Genomic DNA, 17,038 nt, shown 5'->3' on the forward strand with positions numbered 1-17,038 from the left:
TTTAGCCCCCCCCCGCGGACGAATTAGCCCCATACGGGCCCCCCCCCTTCATCCCCCCACCCCGCCGCTGCCCCCCGCCGGCGGCGGCCCCGGCCCCCCCGGGGGCGGCCACGGCCGTCCTTCCGTCCACGCATGTGAGCGCTCACAGACCAGGAGCAGCCATGACCGACCGCCAGAACACCCGAGCCCTGCGCCGCGCGCCCGTCGTCCTCGGCGCCGCGGCCGCGCTGCTCGCGACCGTCGCCGTCCCCGCCGGGGGCGCGACGGGCGCGGGCGGGCCGCCCGACACCGACGTCGGGCTCCAGCGCCCCTTCGCCCTGCCCGGCTACGTCGAGCGGGACGACAACGGCGCCCTCCTCGTCGGCGAGGGCGAGAGCCGGTTCGCCTTCCGGGTCGACCTGCTGACGTCCGCCGGGAAGCTCGTCCGGGAGAACCAGGGCCTTCTCAACAACGTCGCCCACGTCGGCCCGGTGACCGTGGACGGCTCGTACTACGAGGTGGAGATCAGCAGCGACGACCGCTCCATCACCCCCGACCGCCTCGGGGCGCTGCGCGAGATCCTCGACCACCCGGACGAGTGGTCCGCCGAGCAGGTGGAGCAGGCACGCGAGCAGCTGCCGACCCTCCAGGCGCGCTACGACCAGACGCAGCGCGACAAGCAGACGATCGTCCTGCGGTTCGCCCGCACCGCGCCGAACACCCTGGTCGGGTCGGTCACGGCACGCGACGCCGACGCCACCGTCTTCCTCGAGGCCGCGGCGCCGTGGGACGAGGACAACTCCTACGAGGTGACCGAGCGCGGCGTCCGCGCCACCGGGGTCGGGCTCGACGACCCGTCGGAGGTCGGCCACTTCGCCCTGCTCCCGACGCAGGCGCCGGACGACGCCGCGGCCTACGCGTCGGAGGACGACCTGGTCGCCGCGATGCAGGGCGAGGAGAGCGCCGCGGGCGACGCCGCGGCGGCCCTGCGGTACGACCTCGAGGAGGGCGAGACGATCACGTTCACCACGAGCGTGGCGGACGAGCCCCCGACGGCTCGCCCCGGCCGCGGCAGCATCCTCGGCACCCTCGCCCGGGCCCGGGCGAAGGCCGACGAGGGCACCCTCAGCGGGAGCGGGCCGGCGGGCCGCGCGGCGACCGCGATGCGCACCGCCATGGCCCTCAACGCGAACTACGACGAGCAGTCGCGCCAGAGCTTCCTCGTGTGGGGCTGGGGCCGCGGCGGGTCGGAGAACGACTCGATCTTCACCGGCTGGGACTCCGCCTGGGACGCGATCACCGCGCTCACCGTGGACCCGGACCTGGCGCGCCAGCACGAGCGGGTGCTGTTCGCCTCCGGCGGGCCGCGCTACGACCAGCTGCACGCGGGCCCGATGCACGCCTACGCCGTCAAGCGGATCTACGACGCCACGGGCGACCGCGAGCTCGTCGAGCAGGCGTACCCCGCGCTCGTGGAGTTCTTCGACAAGCTGCCCGAGTGGGACGTGAACGACGACGGGCTCCTGGAGGCGCCGTACGAGGCGGACCCGAGCAAGATCGGCAACCACCTCGGCCTCGACGACCTGCCGCTCTATCTCGCGGGCGACCGCGTCGCCAAGGAGGGCGGCAGCGGCGACGAGCGCGACAACACCGACCTCACCGACGTCGCGCTGACCTCCTACTACGCGCTGATGGCCGACTCGCTGACCGAGCTCGCCACCGCGCTCGACCGACCCGACGACGCCCGCCGGTTCGCCGCCGTCCTGGCACGGACCAAGCGCGCCGCGAACGACACCCTCTGGGACGACGAGCGCGGCATGTACCTCGACCGCAACCTCGACAGGACGTGGGGGAACGTCGTCACGCCCACGATCTTCTACCCCCTGTTCGGCGGCCTCGCCACGCCGGAGCGCGCGCAGCGCACGGTGGAGGAGAACCTGCTCGACCCGGAGCAGTTCTGGGGCGAGTACGCGATCCCGAGCATCAGCCGCGACGACGCGGAGTACTGCGCGAACGGCGACGTCTCCGCGACGACGTCCGACGAGTACACGTACTACGTGGGCTGGGGCGAGGAGAACACCTGCGAGCAGTGGCGCGGCGCCGTCTGGCCGCCGATGAACGCGACGGTCTACGACGGCCTCAAGAGGTACGGGCTCGACGGGGCCGCCGGCGAGCTGGCGGCGAAGAGCACGAGCATGTATCTCGACAGCTGGGACGAGAACGGCTTCTTCCCCGAGTACTTCGACCCCGAGCCCGGTCAGGTCATCAACGCCTCGGCGGTGGACAGCGCGTGGCGCTACTACACCTGGTCGAACGTCATGCCCCTGATGGCCGTGCACGAGCTCGTCGCCGAGGACGCGTGGGGCCGGCCCGGGTCGGTCACCTTCGGCTCGCACGCCCTGCCGGGCCGCAACTCCGTGGACGACGTGCGGGTGAGCGGGCACACGTACGCCGCGACGGTGAGCCCGGGCGCCACCGTGCTGGAGCGGGACGGGCGGACCGTGTTCCGGTCGACCGGCGGGCGCGTCGTCGTGCGCGACTTCGCGCTCACCCGCGACGGCGCGTGCTTCGACGTCAACGCCACCGGCACCGCGCGCCTGCAGGTGACGCCGCGACCCGGCACCACCCTGCGCGCCACGGTGCGGGAGGGCAGCTCGCACGTCTGCCTGTGACGCCGCACCGCCCCGGCGCCCGGCCGTGATTCCCGGTCACGGCCGGGCGCCGGCCGTCGTCCCGCCGTGCGCCGCCACCAGCTCCGTCCCGAGGCGGGCGAGCTCCGCGCGCACCTCGGCCGGACCGACGACGTCGGCCTGCGCGCCCCAGCCGGCCAGGTGGCGCGCGACGTCGAGCGGCGTGGGCGCGGCGACCCGCACGGTCACCCGGCCGGCGTCCCGGGCAGCGGGGTCGGCGGCGGGGTCGTCGTCCGTCACGACCGTGTGCCGCCCGAACTGGGCGCGCAGCACGTCGACGTGCTCCGGGGCCACGCGCACGGTGGCCCACGTCGCGGACCTCTTCGCCTCGACCTCGCCGACGACGCGGTCCCACTCGGCCTGCAGGTCGACGTCGTCGGGCACGACGGCGGGCTCGTCGGTGAGGTCCAGCGCACCGATGCGGTCGACGCGGAACGTGCGCGGACCACGGTCCGTGCCCGCGATCAGGTACCAGGCGCCCTCCTTGTCGACGAGCCCCCAGGGGTCGAGGACGCGCCGCGAGGAGCGTCCCGTCGCGCCCGTGTAGTCGATCCGCACGCGACGCCGCTCGACGACGGCGCGCTGCAGCGCGTCCACCTCCGGCGGGCGGGCGCGCCCGGCCGCGCTCCAGCCCTCGCGGTCGACGACCACGGCCGCGGCGGCCGCCTCCGCCTCGGCCCGAAAGGTGGCAGGCAGGGCGCGCACGAGCTTGCGCAGCGCCGCCCTCGCATGGTCGGACGACGCCGCTCCCGGGCCCGCGAGCAGGAAGAGCGCCCGCGCCTCGGGTGCCGTGAGGCCGCTGAGGTCCGTGCGCGACCCGCCGAGCAGCGACCACCCGCCGCCGCGGCCCGGCTGCGGGTAGACCGGCACGCCCGCGGCCGACAGCGCCTCGAGGTCCCGACGGGCGGTCGCCACCGAGACCTCGAGCGCGTCGGCGAGCTCGGCCGCCGTCACGCGGGGGCGTGACTGGAGGTGGAGCAGCACCTGGATGAGTCGGTCGGCGCGCATGGTCCGAGACTGCCATGAAAAGTAGTCAGCAGGTGAGCACTTTGGACGGAAGAGTGGTGCTCACGAGGTCACCGGGCCTCGACCACACCGACCGATACCCACCCACACACCGAGCACGGGGAGCCGACATGCTGCGCGGACTGACCACCATCACCTACCTGGCCGACGACGTCGCCGCCGCCCGCGACTGGTACGCCGAGGTGCTGGGCGCCGAGGCCTACTTCGCCCGCGAGGCCGGCGGGGCGCTCGCCTACGCGGAGTTCCGCATCGGCGACTACCAGCACGAGCTCGGGATCATGGACCGGCGCTTCGCTCCCCCGCAGCCCGACGACGCCGCGGGCGCCGTCGCCTACTGGGCGGTCGACGACGTCCGCGGCGCCTTCGCGCGGCTGCTGGAGCTGGGAGCCGCCTCCTACCAGGAGCCGATCGAGCGCGGCCCCGGGTTCGTCACCGCGGCCGTCGTCGACCCGTTCGGCAACGTGCTCGGCGTCATGGAGAACTCCCACTACCGCGACGTGCTCGCCTCCCTGACGTCCTGACCGCCACGCCGCCAGTCGCCGTGCCAGCATGGTGGCGACCCGCGACACGAGGAGGATGGCGATGGATCGACCAGCCATGGACCCACGGGACGACGCCGAGCTCGCGCGTCGCGTCCTCGACGACGGCCGCTACCTGGTCCTCGCGTCCGCGGACGGCGACGGGAACCCGTGGCCCACCCCGGTCTGGTTCGCCCGCGAGGGGCGGGAGCTCGTCTGGGTCTCCCGGCTCGGCACGCGCCACTCGACGAACGTCGCCGGGCGGGCCGCGGTGGGCATCGTGGTCTTCGAGACGCCCGTGCCCGTCGACGGCCGCCCGCGCGCCGTGTACGCCGAGGCCACCGCGGGCGAGGTGCCCGAGTCGGACCGCGACCGCTGCCTCGCGATCTTCGACCGCCGCTCCCGCGCCGAGGGCCTGGGCCCCTGGACGCTCGACCGCGTCGTCGCACCCGCCGAGCTGCGCCTCTACCGCGCCGTCGTGTCCCGGTTCTTCGTGCTCGAGCCCGACCGCGACGTCCGCCGCGAGGTCGACCTCGAGTGACGGTGCCTCCCGCCATGATGTCCCGATGATCACGATGTTCGACGGCCGGCTGGACGTCCACTACGGCTACTTCTCGGTCGCACCGCCCGACGAGCTCGTCGACGACCTGGCGGCCGCCCGGGCCGGTCAGGCCAACGGGCTGCTCGGCGCCCGTGAGCCGCACCGCCTGTCGGGTGTCACCGGCCTGCACACGGGCGAGGTCACCTTCCGCGTCGAGTGGTCGCCCGAGGAACCCGCGCCCGATACCACGGGTCAGGACGTCGTCGAGGTGTCCGTCGACCTCGCCGGTCCCGGAGCCGAGCTGCGGACGTTCAACGAGGCGTGGCCGCTGACGTTTCCGGGCCAGGGCTGGCACCGCGTCCGGTTCACGGCCCGGGAGATGGACGCCGGACGAGACCTCGACACCGCGTTCGAGGTGCCGGCCCCGGACTCCTACCTCCTGCAGCTGTGGCCCGCCCCTCCTGCCCCCGACGCCGTCGTCGTCCGGCACAGCGCTATCGCGGAGTACTGGCACGGGGTCGCGGGCAGCACCGGCTGACGGTCACGCCGTCAGCACGAGCACGGCGAGCGCGACGGCGAGGATCACGTCGAGCACGCCGCAGAACTCCGCGAGCGAGCGGGCGACGACCCGGCCGGTGCGGTGGTGGTAGGCGTCCCAGGCGGCGTGCCCGAGCAGCCCGACGGCGACGACGAGCCCGCCCGCGGTGGCGTCCAGCCGGACGGCGGCCAGCGCGGCGACCCCCAGGACGAGCATGGCCGCTGCCTGGAGCGGCAAGGACCACGCAGGATGCCTCCGCCCGGCCGCGAGGCCCACGACGGCCAGCACCACGGCGAGGCCGATCATCCAGGGCGTCGGGTCGAGGTCGGTGACCTTGGCGACGCCGATCAGCACGAAGGTCGCGCCGAACGCGGGCCACGCGGCGGCCGGCCGGCCGAGCGCGGCGGCCGCCAGGTAGACGAGGCCGGAGGCGGCGAGCACCGGCGCGACGTCGCGCGCGTCGGCGAGCCCGATCGCGGTCGCCGCCGCGACGAGCACCCCGAGCGCCGCGGGCCACACCCTGCCGAACACCGAACGCCGGTCGGCCGCGGCCGTCGACGTGCCTGCCGCCTGGTCCTGGGTCATGGTCTTCTCGCTCTCGTGCGTGCGAACCGCGTGAGGTGAACCGCTGACGATCGAGCGCGATAAACTGTACACACTTGTTCGAGTTAGCGGAAGGGCGGACGACGATGTCGCACACCACGACGTCACTGACCACGCCGGTCGAGCTCCGGCCCGCGACGGCGGACGACACCGACGCCGTCGCGCGGATCTGGCGCGAGGGCTGGGCGGACGCGCACCTGGGCCACGTGCCCGACGCGCTCGCGGCGGCGCGCACCCCGGCATCGTTCCCGGAGCGCGCCCGCGAGCGCGTCGCCGACACGACCGTCGCGGTGCGCCGGGGGGCCGTCGTCGGGTTCGTCATGGTCGCCGGGGACGAGGTGGACCAGCTCTACGTCGACCGCGCGGGCCGCGGCGGCGACGTCGGCGGCGCCCTGCTGCGCCACGCGGAGCACGCCGTCCGCGCCGCCGGGCACCCGCACGCGTGGCTCGCCGTCGCGACGGGAAACGCGCCCGGCCGCCGCTTCTACGCACGCCAGGGCTGGGTCGACGCGGGCCGGTTCGCGCACCGGGCGCCGGTGCCGGGCGGCACGGTCGAGGTGGACTGCCACCGCTTCACGAGCCCGGACCGCCCGGACCGATAACCTGGACACCACTGTCCGACCTTGGAGGAGCCCGTGGCCACCACACCTGCCCAGACGACGGAGACGACGGGCAGGGGCCCGGCCAACGACGGCCGGGACCGCGCGAAGCGCGCGGACGCCGTCCGCAACGTCGAGGCGATCCTGGCCGCGGCGACCCGGGTGCTGGCGACCGACCCCGACGCGAGCATCAACGAGATCGCCAAGGCCGCGGGCGTCGGCCGGGTCACCCTCTACGGGCACTTCGACTCGCGGGCGACGCTCGTGCGCGAGGTCGTGGACCGCGCGATCGCCCAGACCGACGAGGCCATGGGGCGGATGGACCTGGGCGGCGACCCCCGGGACGCCCTCGGCCGCATGCTGGAGGCGACCTGGCACCTGACCCACCGGTTCGGGGCGCTCGTGGTGGCCGGGTCCCAGGTGCTGCCGCCCGACGAGATGCGACGGGCCCACGAAGGCCCGATGACCCGCGCGCGCGGCGTGCTCGAGCGAGGGCGAGACGTCGGCGAGTTCCGCGACGACATGCCGATCGACTGGCAGCTCAGTGTGATCCAGGCGATCCTCCACGGCGCCTCCGCCGCGGTGCACCGCGGCGAGATCACCGCGGAGGAGGCCCCGGCGCTCGTCCGCGGCACGACGCTCGCCGCCCTGTCCGCCTGACGTCGCCCCTCCCGGAAGTCACCCGCACACCCCTCTTGTCGAACACACCTGTTCGAGTTAATTTACTCGAACAGGTGTGTTCGACTTATTCGTGCTCGACTCATCGAGGGACCGTGCCATGACCCCGTCAGAACAGCCCGCTCCGGAGAAGACCGGCCAGGACCAGAACGGCCAGGACCAGACCGCCGCGCCCGACCCCCGGCGCTGGCGCATCCTCGCGCTGCTCGGCATCGCCCAGCTGATGCTCATCGTCGACGTCACCGTGGTCGCGATCGCCCTCCCGGAGATGGGCGCCGACCTCGGCCTCGACCGCTCCGGCCTCACCTGGGTGGCGAGCGTCTACGCCCTGGTCTTCGGCGGGCTAATGCTGCTCGGCGGCAAGGCCGCCGACGTCCTCGGGCCGCGGCGCGTCGTGCTCGCCGGGCTCGCGCTGTTCACCCTCGCCTCGCTGCTCGCCGGGCTCGCGAGGTCGCCTGAGCTGCTACTCGCCGCCCGCGGCCTGCAGGGCGTCGGCGCGGCGGCCATGTCGCCCGCCGCGCTGTCCGTCATCGTGCGCACGTTCAGCGGGCCCGAGCTGTCGCGCGCCATCGGCGTCTGGTCGGCGCTCGGCGGCGCCGGCGCCGCCGTCGGCGTGCTGGTGGGCGGCCTCCTCACGTCCGGCCCGGGCTGGCCCTGGGTGTTCTACGTCAACGTCCCCGTCGGGGCGCTGCTGCTCCTGGCCCTGTTCCGGTGGGTGCGGCCGTGGCCCGGGTCGGGCGGGCGGCTCGACGTGCTCGGCGCCGCCCTCGCCACCGGCGCGACCGCGGCCGTCGTGTTCGGGCTCGTCACCGCCGGCGACTCCGGCTGGCTGAGCGCGCCGACCCTGGTCGCCCTGCTCGTCGGCGTCATCGGGTACGTGCTGCTCGCGCGTCACCTGCGCGCGTCCGCCGCACCCCTCGTGGACCCGGCCATGCTCACCCGGCGGCCGGTGCTGCGCGGTCTCGGGCTGATCTTCGTCGCCACGGCGCTGATGATCTCCGTGTTCTTCCTCGGCTCGTTCACGCTGCAGCAGCTGCACGGCTTCAGCCCGCTGGACACGGGGCTGACGTTCCTGCCCGTCGCGGTGGGCACCATCCTCGGGTCGGGCCTCGCCGGCCGCGCCCTCCCCCGCCTCGGGGTGCGCACCGTGTCCGTCGCCGGGCTGCTGGTGGCCGCCGTCGGCCTGGCCGCGGCGGCCGGCATCTTCTCGATGACGGTGCTCGTGGTCGGCATCACCGTCGCCGGGTTCGGCGTGGGAGCCGTGTTCGTCGCGGCCGCCGGGAGCCTGTTCTCCGCCGCCCAGCCGCACGAGGCAGGCGTGGCCTCCGGCGCGCTGAGCACGTTCCACGAGTTCGGCGCCGCGACCGGCGTCTCGGCCGTGTCCAGCGTCGCCGCCGCGGCCCTGGTGGACCCCGGGTTCGACACGTTCGCCACCGGCTACTGGTTCGCCGCCGTCGTCGCCCTGGTGGCCGCGCTCGCGTCGCTCGCGCCGGCCCGGGACGGTCGCTGACGGGACTCATCACCGGGCCGGGCCGGGTGATATCGCGCCGTCGCATGGCCGCTCGCCGGGCGGAGAGAGACGCTGGGTGCTGCCGCACCCGCCGCGCGCGGGCCCATGCCAGCCCGTCCGTCGCGGCCGTACGTGCCGCGACCGACAGGGCTGGCACCGTCGCAGGAGGACCTCGATGACAGAGCAGCAGGTGGGACCGATCGACTACCTCGTCCTGGAGTTCCCCGGCGCGAGGCTGCAGGGCAAAGGGCTGGCCGCGCTCCTGGACCTCGTGGAGCGCGGGATCATCCGGATCCTCGACCTGCGCGTCGCGAGGGTGACCGACACCGGCGTCGTCGGGGTGGCGCTCAGCGACCTCGACGACGACGGCCAGCTGGACCTCGCGGTGTTCGAGGGGGCGACGTCCGGGCTGCTCGACGACGACGACCTGGCGCGCGGCGCCTCCCTCGTGGAACCGGGCAGCGCCGTCGGGATGATCGTGTACGAGAACACGTGGGCGGGACCCTTCGTCGCCGCCATGCGCGAGGCCGGCGCAGAGGTCGTGTCCAGCGGCCGCATCCCGGTGGATGACGTCGTCGCGGCGCTCGACGCGCTCGAGGAGGAGTGAGATGGGACTGCTACGAGGGGTCGCCCGGACCGCGGTGGTCGCGGGCACCGCGACCGCGGTGTCGAACCGGGTGTCACGACGTCAGGCCGGCCGCTGGGCGGCGCAGGAGCAGTACGCGGAGTCCCAGCCGCAGTACGCGCCGCCGCCTCAGCAGTACGCGCCGCCGCCCCCGGCCCCGGCGGCTGCAAGCGGCGACGACGTCATCGCGCAGCTGGAGAAGCTGGGCCGCCTGCGCGACAGCGGCGTCCTCACGGACGAGGAGTTCGCCGCCCAGAAGGCCAGGCTGCTCGGGTCCTGACGCGGGAGCTCGGCGAGAGGCCGTCCGGCTCAGCCGCGCCCCGCGCCGCCTCGCGCGGCGAGCTCCTGGAGGAACGTCGGGATCCGGCCGGTGCCGAAGTCGTAGTAGCGGGCCCAGGTCGGCACGACGGCGATGCGCGCCATGCGGTCGTAGAGCGCGCGGCAGGCCTGCTCGAACTGCGCGAGGTCGTCGCCGGCCATGCCCTTGCCGGCGGCGGCGAGGTACTCCGGCACCACGCCGTCGACGATCGTGATCTCCGCGCGGCCGCGCACGGACAGCGACCGCGCCCCCGAGGGCGCGTCGCCGTCCACGAGGGACAGAGCCACCTCCGGGCGGGCCCGGAGCGCGGCGACCTTGGGCGCCGTCTCCGCCGTGGAGAGCACCAGCTCCCGGCCGGTCCACCAGAACCCCGCCGGCACGACCCGCGGCGTGCCGTCCTGCGCGGTGTAGGCGAGGTGGAGGGCGGACGGCGAGTCGAGCAGCTCCGTCGCGTCCGCCAGCTCGCCGTCGATCTCCTGCTGCTCCATCGCGTGCATCCCTCCGTCGGAAGCGGCGCCGGTCGCCGCCCTCGCCCCGGGGACGGAGCGGAGCGCGCTCTCTCGACATCGAACCGCGGGACCGCACCGAGCGCGCGACGGTGCCCTGGCGGTACACCTCTCACCAGGGACTCCCCCGCCCGCCGTCGAGGGCGTTGACTGGGTCCCGAGCCGGTGCCGCACGGGCGCCGACCGCCACGTGGGAGGAACGACATGACGACGCTCGCCATCATCGGCGCCGGCCCCGGCCTCGGCCTGTCCGTCGCCCGACGCTTCGGTCGCGAGGGCTTCTCCGTCGCGCTCGTCGCGCGGGACGCCGCGAAGCTGGACCGGCTCGCGTCAGGGCTGCGCGACGACGGCGTCACCGCCGCCGGGTACGTCGCCGACGCGCGCGACCGCGACGCGCTGACCGCCGCGCTCGACCGGGCGGCCACCGACCTCGGCCCCGTCGAGGTGCTGCAGTACAGCCCGGTCCCGGCGCGCGAGTTCATGAAGCCCGCGCTCGAGACCACCGCCGAGGACCTGGTCGGCCCGCTCGAGATGTCCGTGCTCGGCCCCGCCGCCGCCGTCCAGCACGTGCTGCCCGGCATGCGCGCGCTGGGCCGCGGGACCGTGCTGTTCCCCAACGGCGGCAGCGCCGTCCGGCCGCGCGACGCCGTGACCGGCACGTCCGTCGCCTTCGCCGCCGAGAGCGCGTACGCCCGGCTGCTGCACGACGCGCTCGAGCCCGAGGGCATCCACGTCGCGCAGCTGATCATCCCGCTCGGCATCGGCGGCGGGGAGCCCGACCACGACCCCGACGCCCTCGCCCAGCGGCTCTGGGACCTGCACGTCCAGCGCGGCGAGTTCCGCACCTTCGTGCGGCCGCTGGACTGACCCCCGACAGCCCGGCCGTGCGCCGTCAGCGGCCGGTCCCGGCGTCGTCGCCCGGGAGCTCCGCGGTGACCAACGGGTCGGAGTGCATGTGCACGATCCGCCAGCCGTCCTCGCGGCGCCGGTAGACCTTGGTGACGCGGCGCTCGCGGACCACCCGTCCGCCGGTCGCGGACCGGGAGTGGATCTCCTCCACGTGCACCGTCCACGCGGTGTCTCCGTGGACGTGCTCGTCCAGCTGGTCGAGCCGCCGGTAGACGCCGTCGCCGTACGCGGCGGACACGGCGGCGAGGCGGTCACGCACCTCGTCCCAACCCCGCGCGACGCCGCCGAACGCGCCCAGCAGCGAGACGTGCGGTGTGTGGTCCCACAGCCGCTGGAAGTCGCGCGGGTCACCGGCCACCAGCGCGGCCAGCGCGGAGCGCTGCGCGGCCTGGAAGTCGGCCCACGTCGACACCATCGTCATGACCTCTCCGGGATGAGGGGTGAAGGTCGCGGTGCGACCGCACGCGCCCTCGGGCCTCCACGTCACCACACGGACGGCGGCGGTTCAACCCTCCGCCCGCACAGGAACGGCGCGGCCGGGTGATGGTGGCGAGCGGGACGACGGCGAGCGCGGTGCGCCGGCGACCCAGCGGTGCAGGTGTTCGACGGCGAGGACGCCGCCCTGAGCGTGGTCGGTGCACTATCCACAGACGCTCAGGCAATCAAATGACGTTCTGCTCTACAGTGACCGCGACGTCACCGCCGACAGGGAGCACCGTCATGACCCGCAGCCGGGCCATTCTCGCCGCCACCTCCATCGCCGCTGCCGCTGTGCTCCTCGTCGCCGGTTGCGACGACGACCCGCCCGCCACGCCGTCGGCCGAACCCACCGCGACCGACGTGAGCCCCTCGGCATCACCGTCGCCCAGCTCCTCCGCCGTGGTCGTCGCACCCGAGCGGCCCCAGGAGATGGACGACGACGGCCCCGCAGGCGCCGAGGCTGCAGCCGTGTACTTCCTCGAGCTCGACGACTACATGATGAGAACGGGTGAAACCGACCCGTTCCGAACAATGTCTGCGAAGGACTGCCAGTTCTGCGTGAAGCGTGTAGACCAGGCACAAGAGATTCAGGATCTCAAGTACACCTGGGAAGGAACACAGACACGACCTCAGGTAACTCATACGTACGAGCAGGACGACGCGACTGGCATTTGGCCCATCGACGTTGAAGTCACTCAGAAGATCAAGATCGTTGACGCTGAGGGCGAATCCGTCAGCGCTGGCGACCCGAAGAAACTTGGTCTTGCGTTTGAAGTGGGCCAGAAGGACGGAAATTGGGTCATAGTCGAGGTCGGTCAGGTGGACAATGGCTAGCCCGAGGATTGCCGTGCTGATCCTGGCGGGACTCCTACTTGGCACATCGACGGCCTCACCGAACGCTCCAACTGACTCCCCAAGTGACGATCCCTGGGGGCTTTCCGACGACATCAACAACGAACTCAACGTCGGTCGCGATGGAACAGCGCCACACGGGGATGGCGGCGCCGAAGCACCCAACGAAACAAGAGACCGCTACGCCCGCACCGATGCGGTGACGTGCGGGACGCTGGGCGAAGAGTTGGACTCCCTCAGCGGCATTGTCACGGCACCGGGCGCGTGCCCTGAGGGCACGGACGTCGTGGAGATCACCACACCGTGCGAGGACGGCGAGTACACCCTCGACGCGCTCTGGGTGCAGCGCGTCCAGGAGGACGGCACCTACGACGACGCCGAACAGCTGTCGGACGATCAGTGCGTCACGCCCGCCGACATCGCGGCCCAGGCGCGCCGCGAGTTCAAGTCGATGAAGATCGCCGCCCCCGAGGCGACGGTGCAGGGCAACCCGCCCATGGTGGTCAACGTCCACTACCCGGCGTACACGTCGGCCGCGCCCCTGGACCGCACGGTCACCCTCCTCGGCGTGCCCGTCGTCCTGCGCGCGGAGCCCACGGAGTACACGTGGGACTTCGACGACCCGTACTCGTCCACGGGCAGCACGCTCACGACCACCTCCCCCGGGCGCCCGTGGCACGAGGGCGACGCCACCCCGGACGAGAGCTGGGTCGGGCACACCTACGGCCAGCTCGGCACGCCCGGCAAGGACGCGGGCACCGGCGTCGACGACAAGGGCAACGTCTACCGAGCAGGCGTCGCCGTCACCCTCACCACGACCTGGCAGGGCCGCTTCCGCGTGCAGGGCACCAGCGACTGGACCGACATCCCGGGCACCATCTCGACCACGAGCACCACCAACCCCACCACGGTGACCGAGGCACGCACCCGCCTCGTCTGCGAGGACCTCGAGGGCAACGCGACCTGCTGAGCCGCCGCGGCCGCGCCTCGACGCCGTCGCGGACGACGGCGTCGAGGTGCGGCGGGCGCCGGGCCAGGGGGCACCGCGCTAGATCACGCTGCGCCCCTCGGCCCTGGCCTTGCGCAGCTCGCGGTAGAACGCGCGGCTGATCACGAAGAGCACGCCGGCCACGACGACGGGCCAGACGAGCACGTACACCGTCAGCAGGAACGTCATCAGATCCCCTCTCCTGCCGCGACGGGCTCGCCCCGTCGCGGCTCCTCGGCCGGACGGCTCGCAGCCGTCTCCTCCTCGTCGAAGTTGCCGGTGCGCTCCTTGATCAGGGCGAAGTCGAACCGGTCCTTGCTCAGCAGCGTCAGAGCGACGCAGACGATCGTGCTGACCGCGTACGCCACGAGCGAGCCCGACAGCACCGGGTAGGTGTGCAGGAACCCGATCGCGAACGGCGCGGCCGCCACCGTGGCGACCGTCCCGACGACGAGGGCGACCCGCTTGCCGAAGAAGCCGAAGGCCATCAGGCCGAGCACGATCCCGATGCCGAGCGTGGACAGGACGTCCGACGCGAGGCCCAGCCCGCCCGAGAGGTCGACCCACGAGAAGCGCACGGGCAGGAAGCACGCGAGCCCCGCGACGACCGCGGCGCTGAAGGCCACGTTCGTGACCCGGTCCCAGTAGAAGCTCGCGATGACGGGGAACACGAGGGCGCCCCACAACGCACCGACGAACACCAGCAGGTCGAGGATGTTGAACTTCGACCCGGCGAACACCAGTCCCGCGGCGATGGAGACGACCATCGTGATCCGGCCGATGAGGACCATGGTCCGCGGGTTGGCGCGCTTCTTGCCGGCGACGTTCTGGCCGTAGATGTCGGCCATGACGATCGACGAGAGGGCCGTCAGGTCGGAGTCAGCCGTCGAGGAGAGCGAGCCGATGATCATCACGAAGAACAGGCACAGGAGCGCGGGGTTCAGGTAGTTCGCGGCCATCTGCGGGACGAGGTTGTTCATGTCCCCGCCGAGCGGCTCGATGCCCGCGTACAGGGCGATGACACCGAGCATCCCGATGCCGATGATCGTCGCGCCGTAGCCGAAGGTCGCGGTCACGAACGTCTTCTTGATGAGGTCCTCGCGGACCGCGAACAGCCGTTGGGCGATGGTCTGGTTGCCGATCGCGTAGGCCAGCACGGCCGCGATGTACGGGGCGCCCTGGTTGAAGAACGCGTCCGAGGAGAAGAAGTCCTTCTGCTGGGCGGTGAGGTTCGCCGCGCCCGTCTCGAACAGGCTGGGCCCGCCGGCCGCGAAGAACACCACCGGGATGATGACCACGACCGCGCCCAGCAGCGCCACCACCTGGGCGAAGTCGGTGAGGACCGACGCCCGGAAGCCCGACCAGAGCGTGTACAGGAGCACGCCGGCCGCGATGGCGACGATGCCCTGCGTGAAGGTGTAGGGCGTGAGCATGGCGACGAGGGCGCCGCCGGCGATGAGGTTGGACGTGAGGCTGATGACGCTGCCGAGCACGTTGGACCCGGCGAGCATGAGCTGGCTCGAGCGGCCGTGGCGGGCGAACATCACCTCCGCGATCGTGTGCGCGCGCGGCGCGACCGCGCGGATCCGGCGCCCGAACGGGTAGATGAGCAGGATCATCAGCGCGCCCCAGAGCCCGTAGTGGATGGGGCCGGACACGCCGTAGGTGTAGCCGGACGTGGCGGAGGCGTACATCGACGACGCCCAGATCCAGGTGGCGGTCATCGACGCCGCGGAGATCCCGAAGCCGATCTTTCCGCCGCCCGTCATGTAGCCGTCCGCGTTCTCCTTCTTGCGGCTGATGCGGACCGACATGTAGAAGCTGCCGCCGAAGAACAGCAGCAGGATGAGGATCACGATCGGTCCAGGGATCTGTTGCAGGTTGCCCAAGGGGTTCTCACTCTCTCGTCAGGGAACCGGAGGCCCGATGCGGGTCCGGCGGGACGGGGACAGCGGGAACGACAGCTAGGCGGGCGGCACTCGCCGGGGGCAGACGGGGCGGCACGCACAGGGCAGTGCGTACCGTGCCGGCTGGGTCGACAGCACGACGCTCCTTCCGTTCGTCAACCGTCCTGACCAGGGCGCACGGCGATGCGCCGCGGTCGGGGCGTGCGGGTGCCGGCGCACGGAGGGGCCGGCGGTTCGTGACGGGGACCAAGCGGGAACTCTCGCGAGAGCGCGCCGACGAGACGTGGTGTCGGGGTTCCTCCGGGCGCGGCACAGCGCGCCGATCAATGGCCGTCGGTCACGTTTATACCACAAAATGGACACATTATTCCCAGGGCGCCACCGACCAGAGGACGCGGGGAATTCCCGTCGCCCACGACGCGCCGTCCTGCCAGACTCCCGCGCATGACGACCGACGACGGGCGCGACGGCGGCCCCGGCCCGACGCCCTCCCTCCGCACCGCGCGGGTGCTGCGCGTCACCGAGACCGCCTGCGACGTGTGGCACGACGGCCGCGTCGCCACGGTCCCGTTCGCCGCGACGGTCCCCTCGCCGCACACCGAACGCTTCTCCCCCGGCCACCTGGTCGCGATCGCGGCACCCGCCGGCGGGCGCGACGTCGTCGTGTGGCGGTGGTACGACGCCGTCGTCCTCGACGATGAACGCGACGGGTCGGTGCGCCTGTGGGAGCCGGCGCACGGCGAGGTCCTCGCACGGCCGCGCCCCGGCTGCCCCCACCTCGAACCAGGCGTGCGCGCCTACGCCTCGGCGGGCCTGCCCGGCGCCGACTGGTGGGTGGCAGCGGCCGTCGGCACCGGCGACTCGGTCCCCCCGGTCGACCTCGACGAGGTCGCCGAGCTCTACACGAGCAGCAGGCTCGGGGCCGCGGCCCTCGGCTGAGGTGCCGAGGTCATCTCACGTCACTTCACCGCGCCGCCGAGCGCGCCGGCGGCGATGTACCGCTGGGCGAGGACGAGGAGCACGATCGCCGGCACGGAGGAGATGACGGCGCTCGCCATCACGGGCCCCCAGCTCTGGACGTTGCCCTGCAGGTAGTCGTAGATGCCGAGGGTGATGGGCTTGATGTCCGCACCCGTGGTGAGGGTGAGGCCGAACATGAAGTCGCTCCACGCGAAGAGGAAGCTGAACAGCCCGGCGGTGATGAGCGAGTTCTTGCTCACGGGCACGATGATCGACCAGAACGCGCGGAAGTGGCCGGCGCCGTCGACGCGCGCCGCCTCGGTGAGCGCGGGCGGGATGGACCGCATGAACGCGCTCATGATGAGGATCGCGAACGGGATGCCGTGCGTGGCGTTCGCGAGGATCAGGCCGACGTACGTGTTGAGCAGGCCCAGGTCGTTGAACAGCGTGTAGAGCGAGTTCGCGATGACGATGCCGGGGATCATCTGCGCCAGCAGCAGCACGAACAGGAAGATCCCCATGCCGCGCAGCCGGAACCGCGACAGCGCGTAGGCGGCGGGCGTCGCGATCACCAGGGACACGAGCACCGCGCCGAGGGCCACGATCATGCTGGTGACGAGGTTGCCCGTCTGGTCCTCCCACGCCCGCTGGTAGCCCTCGAACGTGACGTTCGTCGGGAAGAACGAGCTGTTCGCCGCCGTACCGCCGCCCTGGAGGGACACGTTGACCATCCAGTAGACGGGGAACAGCATGACCGCGAGGAGCACGATCCCGACGATCGTGTACCGCAGCTTCCGGGCGTCGGTCGTC

Annotated in this window: 20 protein-coding genes; 13 read left to right on the forward strand and 7 right to left on the reverse strand. The window is 73.0% G+C overall.

All coding sequences use genetic code 11. From position 1 onward, the window contains the following. Nucleotides 1–161 precede the first annotated feature (161 nt). Entirely contained in the window at nucleotides 162–2,651 is a 2,490-nt protein-coding gene (locus ACFQ8E_RS09070) for an amylo-alpha-1,6-glucosidase (protein WP_430550240.1), read from the forward strand. A gap of 36 nt (nucleotides 2,652–2,687) precedes the next feature. Here the strand turns inward: ACFQ8E_RS09070 and ACFQ8E_RS09075 are convergent, their stop codons facing one another. Further along, on the reverse strand, nucleotides 2,688–3,677 hold the full coding sequence (locus tag ACFQ8E_RS09075) for a helix-turn-helix transcriptional regulator (RefSeq protein WP_430550241.1): 990 nt from the start codon (nucleotides 3,675–3,677) through the stop codon (nucleotides 2,688–2,690). Between the two features lie 128 nt (nucleotides 3,678–3,805). Here ACFQ8E_RS09075 and ACFQ8E_RS09080 point away from each other — a divergent pair, with 128 nt between their 5' ends. The 3 genes from ACFQ8E_RS09080 (at nucleotide 3,806) to ACFQ8E_RS09090 (ending at nucleotide 5,292) form a co-directional block, all read left to right on the forward strand. Then, on the forward strand, nucleotides 3,806–4,216 hold the full coding sequence (locus ACFQ8E_RS09080) for a VOC family protein (protein WP_430550242.1): 411 nt from the start codon (nucleotides 3,806–3,808) through the stop codon (nucleotides 4,214–4,216). Between the two features lie 61 nt (nucleotides 4,217–4,277). Further along, a complete protein-coding gene (locus ACFQ8E_RS09085) occupies nucleotides 4,278–4,754 on the forward strand; it encodes a pyridoxamine 5'-phosphate oxidase family protein (RefSeq protein WP_430550243.1) in 477 nt (158 codons plus the stop codon). A gap of 25 nt (nucleotides 4,755–4,779) precedes the next feature. After that, a complete protein-coding gene (locus tag ACFQ8E_RS09090; RefSeq protein ID WP_430550244.1) occupies nucleotides 4,780–5,292 on the forward strand; it encodes a hypothetical protein in 513 nt (170 codons plus the stop codon). Between the two features lie 3 nt (nucleotides 5,293–5,295). Here the strand turns inward: ACFQ8E_RS09090 and ACFQ8E_RS09095 are convergent, their stop codons facing one another. Beyond that, complete coding sequence (locus ACFQ8E_RS09095; RefSeq protein WP_430550245.1) at nucleotides 5,296–5,877, reverse strand: hypothetical protein; 582 nt, start codon at nucleotides 5,875–5,877, stop codon at nucleotides 5,296–5,298. 104 nt (nucleotides 5,878–5,981) lie between these two features. Here ACFQ8E_RS09095 and ACFQ8E_RS09100 point away from each other — a divergent pair, with 104 nt between their 5' ends. The 5 genes from ACFQ8E_RS09100 to ACFQ8E_RS09120 all read left to right on the forward strand — a co-directional run bounded on the left by ACFQ8E_RS09100 (nucleotide 5,982) and on the right by ACFQ8E_RS09120 (nucleotide 9,587). Continuing rightward, nucleotides 5,982–6,497 (forward strand): GNAT family N-acetyltransferase, encoded by a 516-nt coding sequence (locus tag ACFQ8E_RS09100; RefSeq protein WP_430550246.1) that lies wholly within the window; start codon nucleotides 5,982–5,984, stop codon nucleotides 6,495–6,497. 33 nt (nucleotides 6,498–6,530) lie between these two features. Further along, on the forward strand, nucleotides 6,531–7,154 hold the full coding sequence (locus ACFQ8E_RS09105) for a TetR/AcrR family transcriptional regulator (protein ID WP_430550247.1): 624 nt from the start codon (nucleotides 6,531–6,533) through the stop codon (nucleotides 7,152–7,154). 118 nt (nucleotides 7,155–7,272) lie between these two features. Continuing rightward, nucleotides 7,273–8,682 carry an MFS transporter gene (locus tag ACFQ8E_RS09110; RefSeq protein WP_430550248.1) on the forward strand — a complete coding sequence of 470 codons (1,410 nt, stop codon included), beginning with the start codon at nucleotides 7,273–7,275 and terminating at the stop codon, nucleotides 8,680–8,682. 175 nt (nucleotides 8,683–8,857) lie between these two features. After that, nucleotides 8,858–9,289, forward strand: a complete 432-nt coding sequence (locus ACFQ8E_RS09115) for a DUF6325 family protein (protein ID WP_430550249.1) — start codon at nucleotides 8,858–8,860, stop codon at nucleotides 9,287–9,289. 1 nt (nucleotide 9,290) lies between these two features. Next, nucleotides 9,291–9,587 carry an SHOCT domain-containing protein gene (locus tag ACFQ8E_RS09120; protein WP_430550250.1) on the forward strand — a complete coding sequence of 99 codons (297 nt, stop codon included), beginning with the start codon at nucleotides 9,291–9,293 and terminating at the stop codon, nucleotides 9,585–9,587. A gap of 29 nt (nucleotides 9,588–9,616) precedes the next feature. Here the strand turns inward: ACFQ8E_RS09120 and ACFQ8E_RS09125 are convergent, their stop codons facing one another. Beyond that, nucleotides 9,617–10,114, reverse strand: coding sequence for a pyridoxamine 5'-phosphate oxidase family protein (locus ACFQ8E_RS09125; RefSeq protein WP_430550251.1), 498 nt, complete (start codon nucleotides 10,112–10,114; stop codon nucleotides 9,617–9,619). A gap of 222 nt (nucleotides 10,115–10,336) precedes the next feature. Between ACFQ8E_RS09125 and ACFQ8E_RS09130 the strand changes: the two genes are divergently transcribed. Next, complete coding sequence (locus tag ACFQ8E_RS09130) at nucleotides 10,337–10,999, forward strand: SDR family NAD(P)-dependent oxidoreductase (protein WP_430550252.1); 663 nt, start codon at nucleotides 10,337–10,339, stop codon at nucleotides 10,997–10,999. 25 nt (nucleotides 11,000–11,024) lie between these two features. On the opposite strand, the gene ACFQ8E_RS09135 is transcribed toward ACFQ8E_RS09130, so the two are convergent. Continuing rightward, entirely contained in the window at nucleotides 11,025–11,462 is a 438-nt protein-coding gene (locus tag ACFQ8E_RS09135) for a YybH family protein (protein ID WP_430550253.1), read from the reverse strand. 299 nt (nucleotides 11,463–11,761) lie between these two features. On the opposite strand from ACFQ8E_RS09135, the gene ACFQ8E_RS09140 reads away from it, so the two are divergent. Further along, on the forward strand, nucleotides 11,762–12,355 hold the full coding sequence (locus ACFQ8E_RS09140; protein ID WP_430550254.1) for a DUF6318 family protein: 594 nt from the start codon (nucleotides 11,762–11,764) through the stop codon (nucleotides 12,353–12,355). A gap of 304 nt (nucleotides 12,356–12,659) precedes the next feature. Beyond that, a complete protein-coding gene (locus ACFQ8E_RS09145) occupies nucleotides 12,660–13,343 on the forward strand; it encodes a hypothetical protein (protein ID WP_430550255.1) in 684 nt (227 codons plus the stop codon). Between the two features lie 78 nt (nucleotides 13,344–13,421). On the opposite strand, the gene ACFQ8E_RS09150 is transcribed toward ACFQ8E_RS09145, so the two are convergent. Continuing rightward, nucleotides 13,422–13,550, reverse strand: coding sequence for a putative transporter small subunit (locus ACFQ8E_RS09150; RefSeq protein WP_430550256.1), 129 nt, complete (start codon nucleotides 13,548–13,550; stop codon nucleotides 13,422–13,424). Further along, nucleotides 13,550–15,175, reverse strand: a complete 1,626-nt coding sequence (locus tag ACFQ8E_RS09155; protein WP_430550380.1) for a sodium:proline symporter — start codon at nucleotides 15,173–15,175, stop codon at nucleotides 13,550–13,552. Before ACFQ8E_RS09155 ends, ACFQ8E_RS09150 begins: the two co-directional genes overlap by 1 nt. Before the next feature lie 537 nt (nucleotides 15,176–15,712). Between ACFQ8E_RS09155 and ACFQ8E_RS09160 the strand changes: the two genes are divergently transcribed. Continuing rightward, nucleotides 15,713–16,207, forward strand: a complete 495-nt coding sequence (locus ACFQ8E_RS09160) for a hypothetical protein (protein WP_430550257.1) — start codon at nucleotides 15,713–15,715, stop codon at nucleotides 16,205–16,207. 20 nt (nucleotides 16,208–16,227) lie between these two features. Here ACFQ8E_RS09160 and ACFQ8E_RS09165 read toward each other — a convergent pair whose 3' ends face one another. Then, complete coding sequence (locus tag ACFQ8E_RS09165; RefSeq protein ID WP_430550381.1) at nucleotides 16,228–16,980, reverse strand: carbohydrate ABC transporter permease; 753 nt, start codon at nucleotides 16,978–16,980, stop codon at nucleotides 16,228–16,230. Nucleotides 16,981–17,038: the final 58 nt, after the last annotated feature.

This window comes from Isoptericola sp. NPDC056573, assembly GCF_042793335.1.
Classification (GTDB): Bacteria; Actinomycetota; Actinomycetes; order Actinomycetales; family Cellulomonadaceae; genus Isoptericola.

What these genes read in the sequence shown, in the direction of transcription:
- ACFQ8E_RS09070 (WP_430550240.1), top strand. Translation starts at nt 162, where the DNA reads ATGACCGACCGCCAGAACACCCGAGCCCTGCGCCGCGCGCCCGTCGTC.
- ACFQ8E_RS09075 (WP_430550241.1), bottom strand. Translation starts at nt 3,677, where the DNA reads ATGCGCGCCGACCGACTCATCCAGGTGCTGCTCCACCTCCAGTCACGC.
- ACFQ8E_RS09080 (WP_430550242.1), top strand. Translation starts at nt 3,806, where the DNA reads ATGCTGCGCGGACTGACCACCATCACCTACCTGGCCGACGACGTCGCC.
- ACFQ8E_RS09085 (WP_430550243.1), top strand. Translation starts at nt 4,278, where the DNA reads ATGGATCGACCAGCCATGGACCCACGGGACGACGCCGAGCTCGCGCGT.
- ACFQ8E_RS09090 (WP_430550244.1), top strand. Translation starts at nt 4,780, where the DNA reads ATGATCACGATGTTCGACGGCCGGCTGGACGTCCACTACGGCTACTTC.
- ACFQ8E_RS09095 (WP_430550245.1), bottom strand. Translation starts at nt 5,877, where the DNA reads ATGACCCAGGACCAGGCGGCAGGCACGTCGACGGCCGCGGCCGACCGG.
- ACFQ8E_RS09100 (WP_430550246.1), top strand. Translation starts at nt 5,982, where the DNA reads ATGTCGCACACCACGACGTCACTGACCACGCCGGTCGAGCTCCGGCCC.
- ACFQ8E_RS09110 (WP_430550248.1), top strand. Translation starts at nt 7,273, where the DNA reads ATGACCCCGTCAGAACAGCCCGCTCCGGAGAAGACCGGCCAGGACCAG.
- ACFQ8E_RS09115 (WP_430550249.1), top strand. Translation starts at nt 8,858, where the DNA reads ATGACAGAGCAGCAGGTGGGACCGATCGACTACCTCGTCCTGGAGTTC.
- ACFQ8E_RS09120 (WP_430550250.1), top strand. Translation starts at nt 9,291, where the DNA reads ATGGGACTGCTACGAGGGGTCGCCCGGACCGCGGTGGTCGCGGGCACC.
- ACFQ8E_RS09125 (WP_430550251.1), bottom strand. Translation starts at nt 10,114, where the DNA reads ATGGAGCAGCAGGAGATCGACGGCGAGCTGGCGGACGCGACGGAGCTG.
- ACFQ8E_RS09130 (WP_430550252.1), top strand. Translation starts at nt 10,337, where the DNA reads ATGACGACGCTCGCCATCATCGGCGCCGGCCCCGGCCTCGGCCTGTCC.
- ACFQ8E_RS09135 (WP_430550253.1), bottom strand. Translation starts at nt 11,462, where the DNA reads ATGACGATGGTGTCGACGTGGGCCGACTTCCAGGCCGCGCAGCGCTCC.
- ACFQ8E_RS09140 (WP_430550254.1), top strand. Translation starts at nt 11,762, where the DNA reads ATGACCCGCAGCCGGGCCATTCTCGCCGCCACCTCCATCGCCGCTGCC.
- ACFQ8E_RS09150 (WP_430550256.1), bottom strand. Translation starts at nt 13,550, where the DNA reads ATGACGTTCCTGCTGACGGTGTACGTGCTCGTCTGGCCCGTCGTCGTG.
- ACFQ8E_RS09155 (WP_430550380.1), bottom strand. Translation starts at nt 15,175, where the DNA reads ATGTCGGTCCGCATCAGCCGCAAGAAGGAGAACGCGGACGGCTACATG.
- ACFQ8E_RS09160 (WP_430550257.1), top strand. Translation starts at nt 15,713, where the DNA reads ATGACGACCGACGACGGGCGCGACGGCGGCCCCGGCCCGACGCCCTCC.
- ACFQ8E_RS09165 (WP_430550381.1), bottom strand. Translation starts at nt 16,980, where the DNA reads ATGCTGTTCCCCGTCTACTGGATGGTCAACGTGTCCCTCCAGGGCGGC.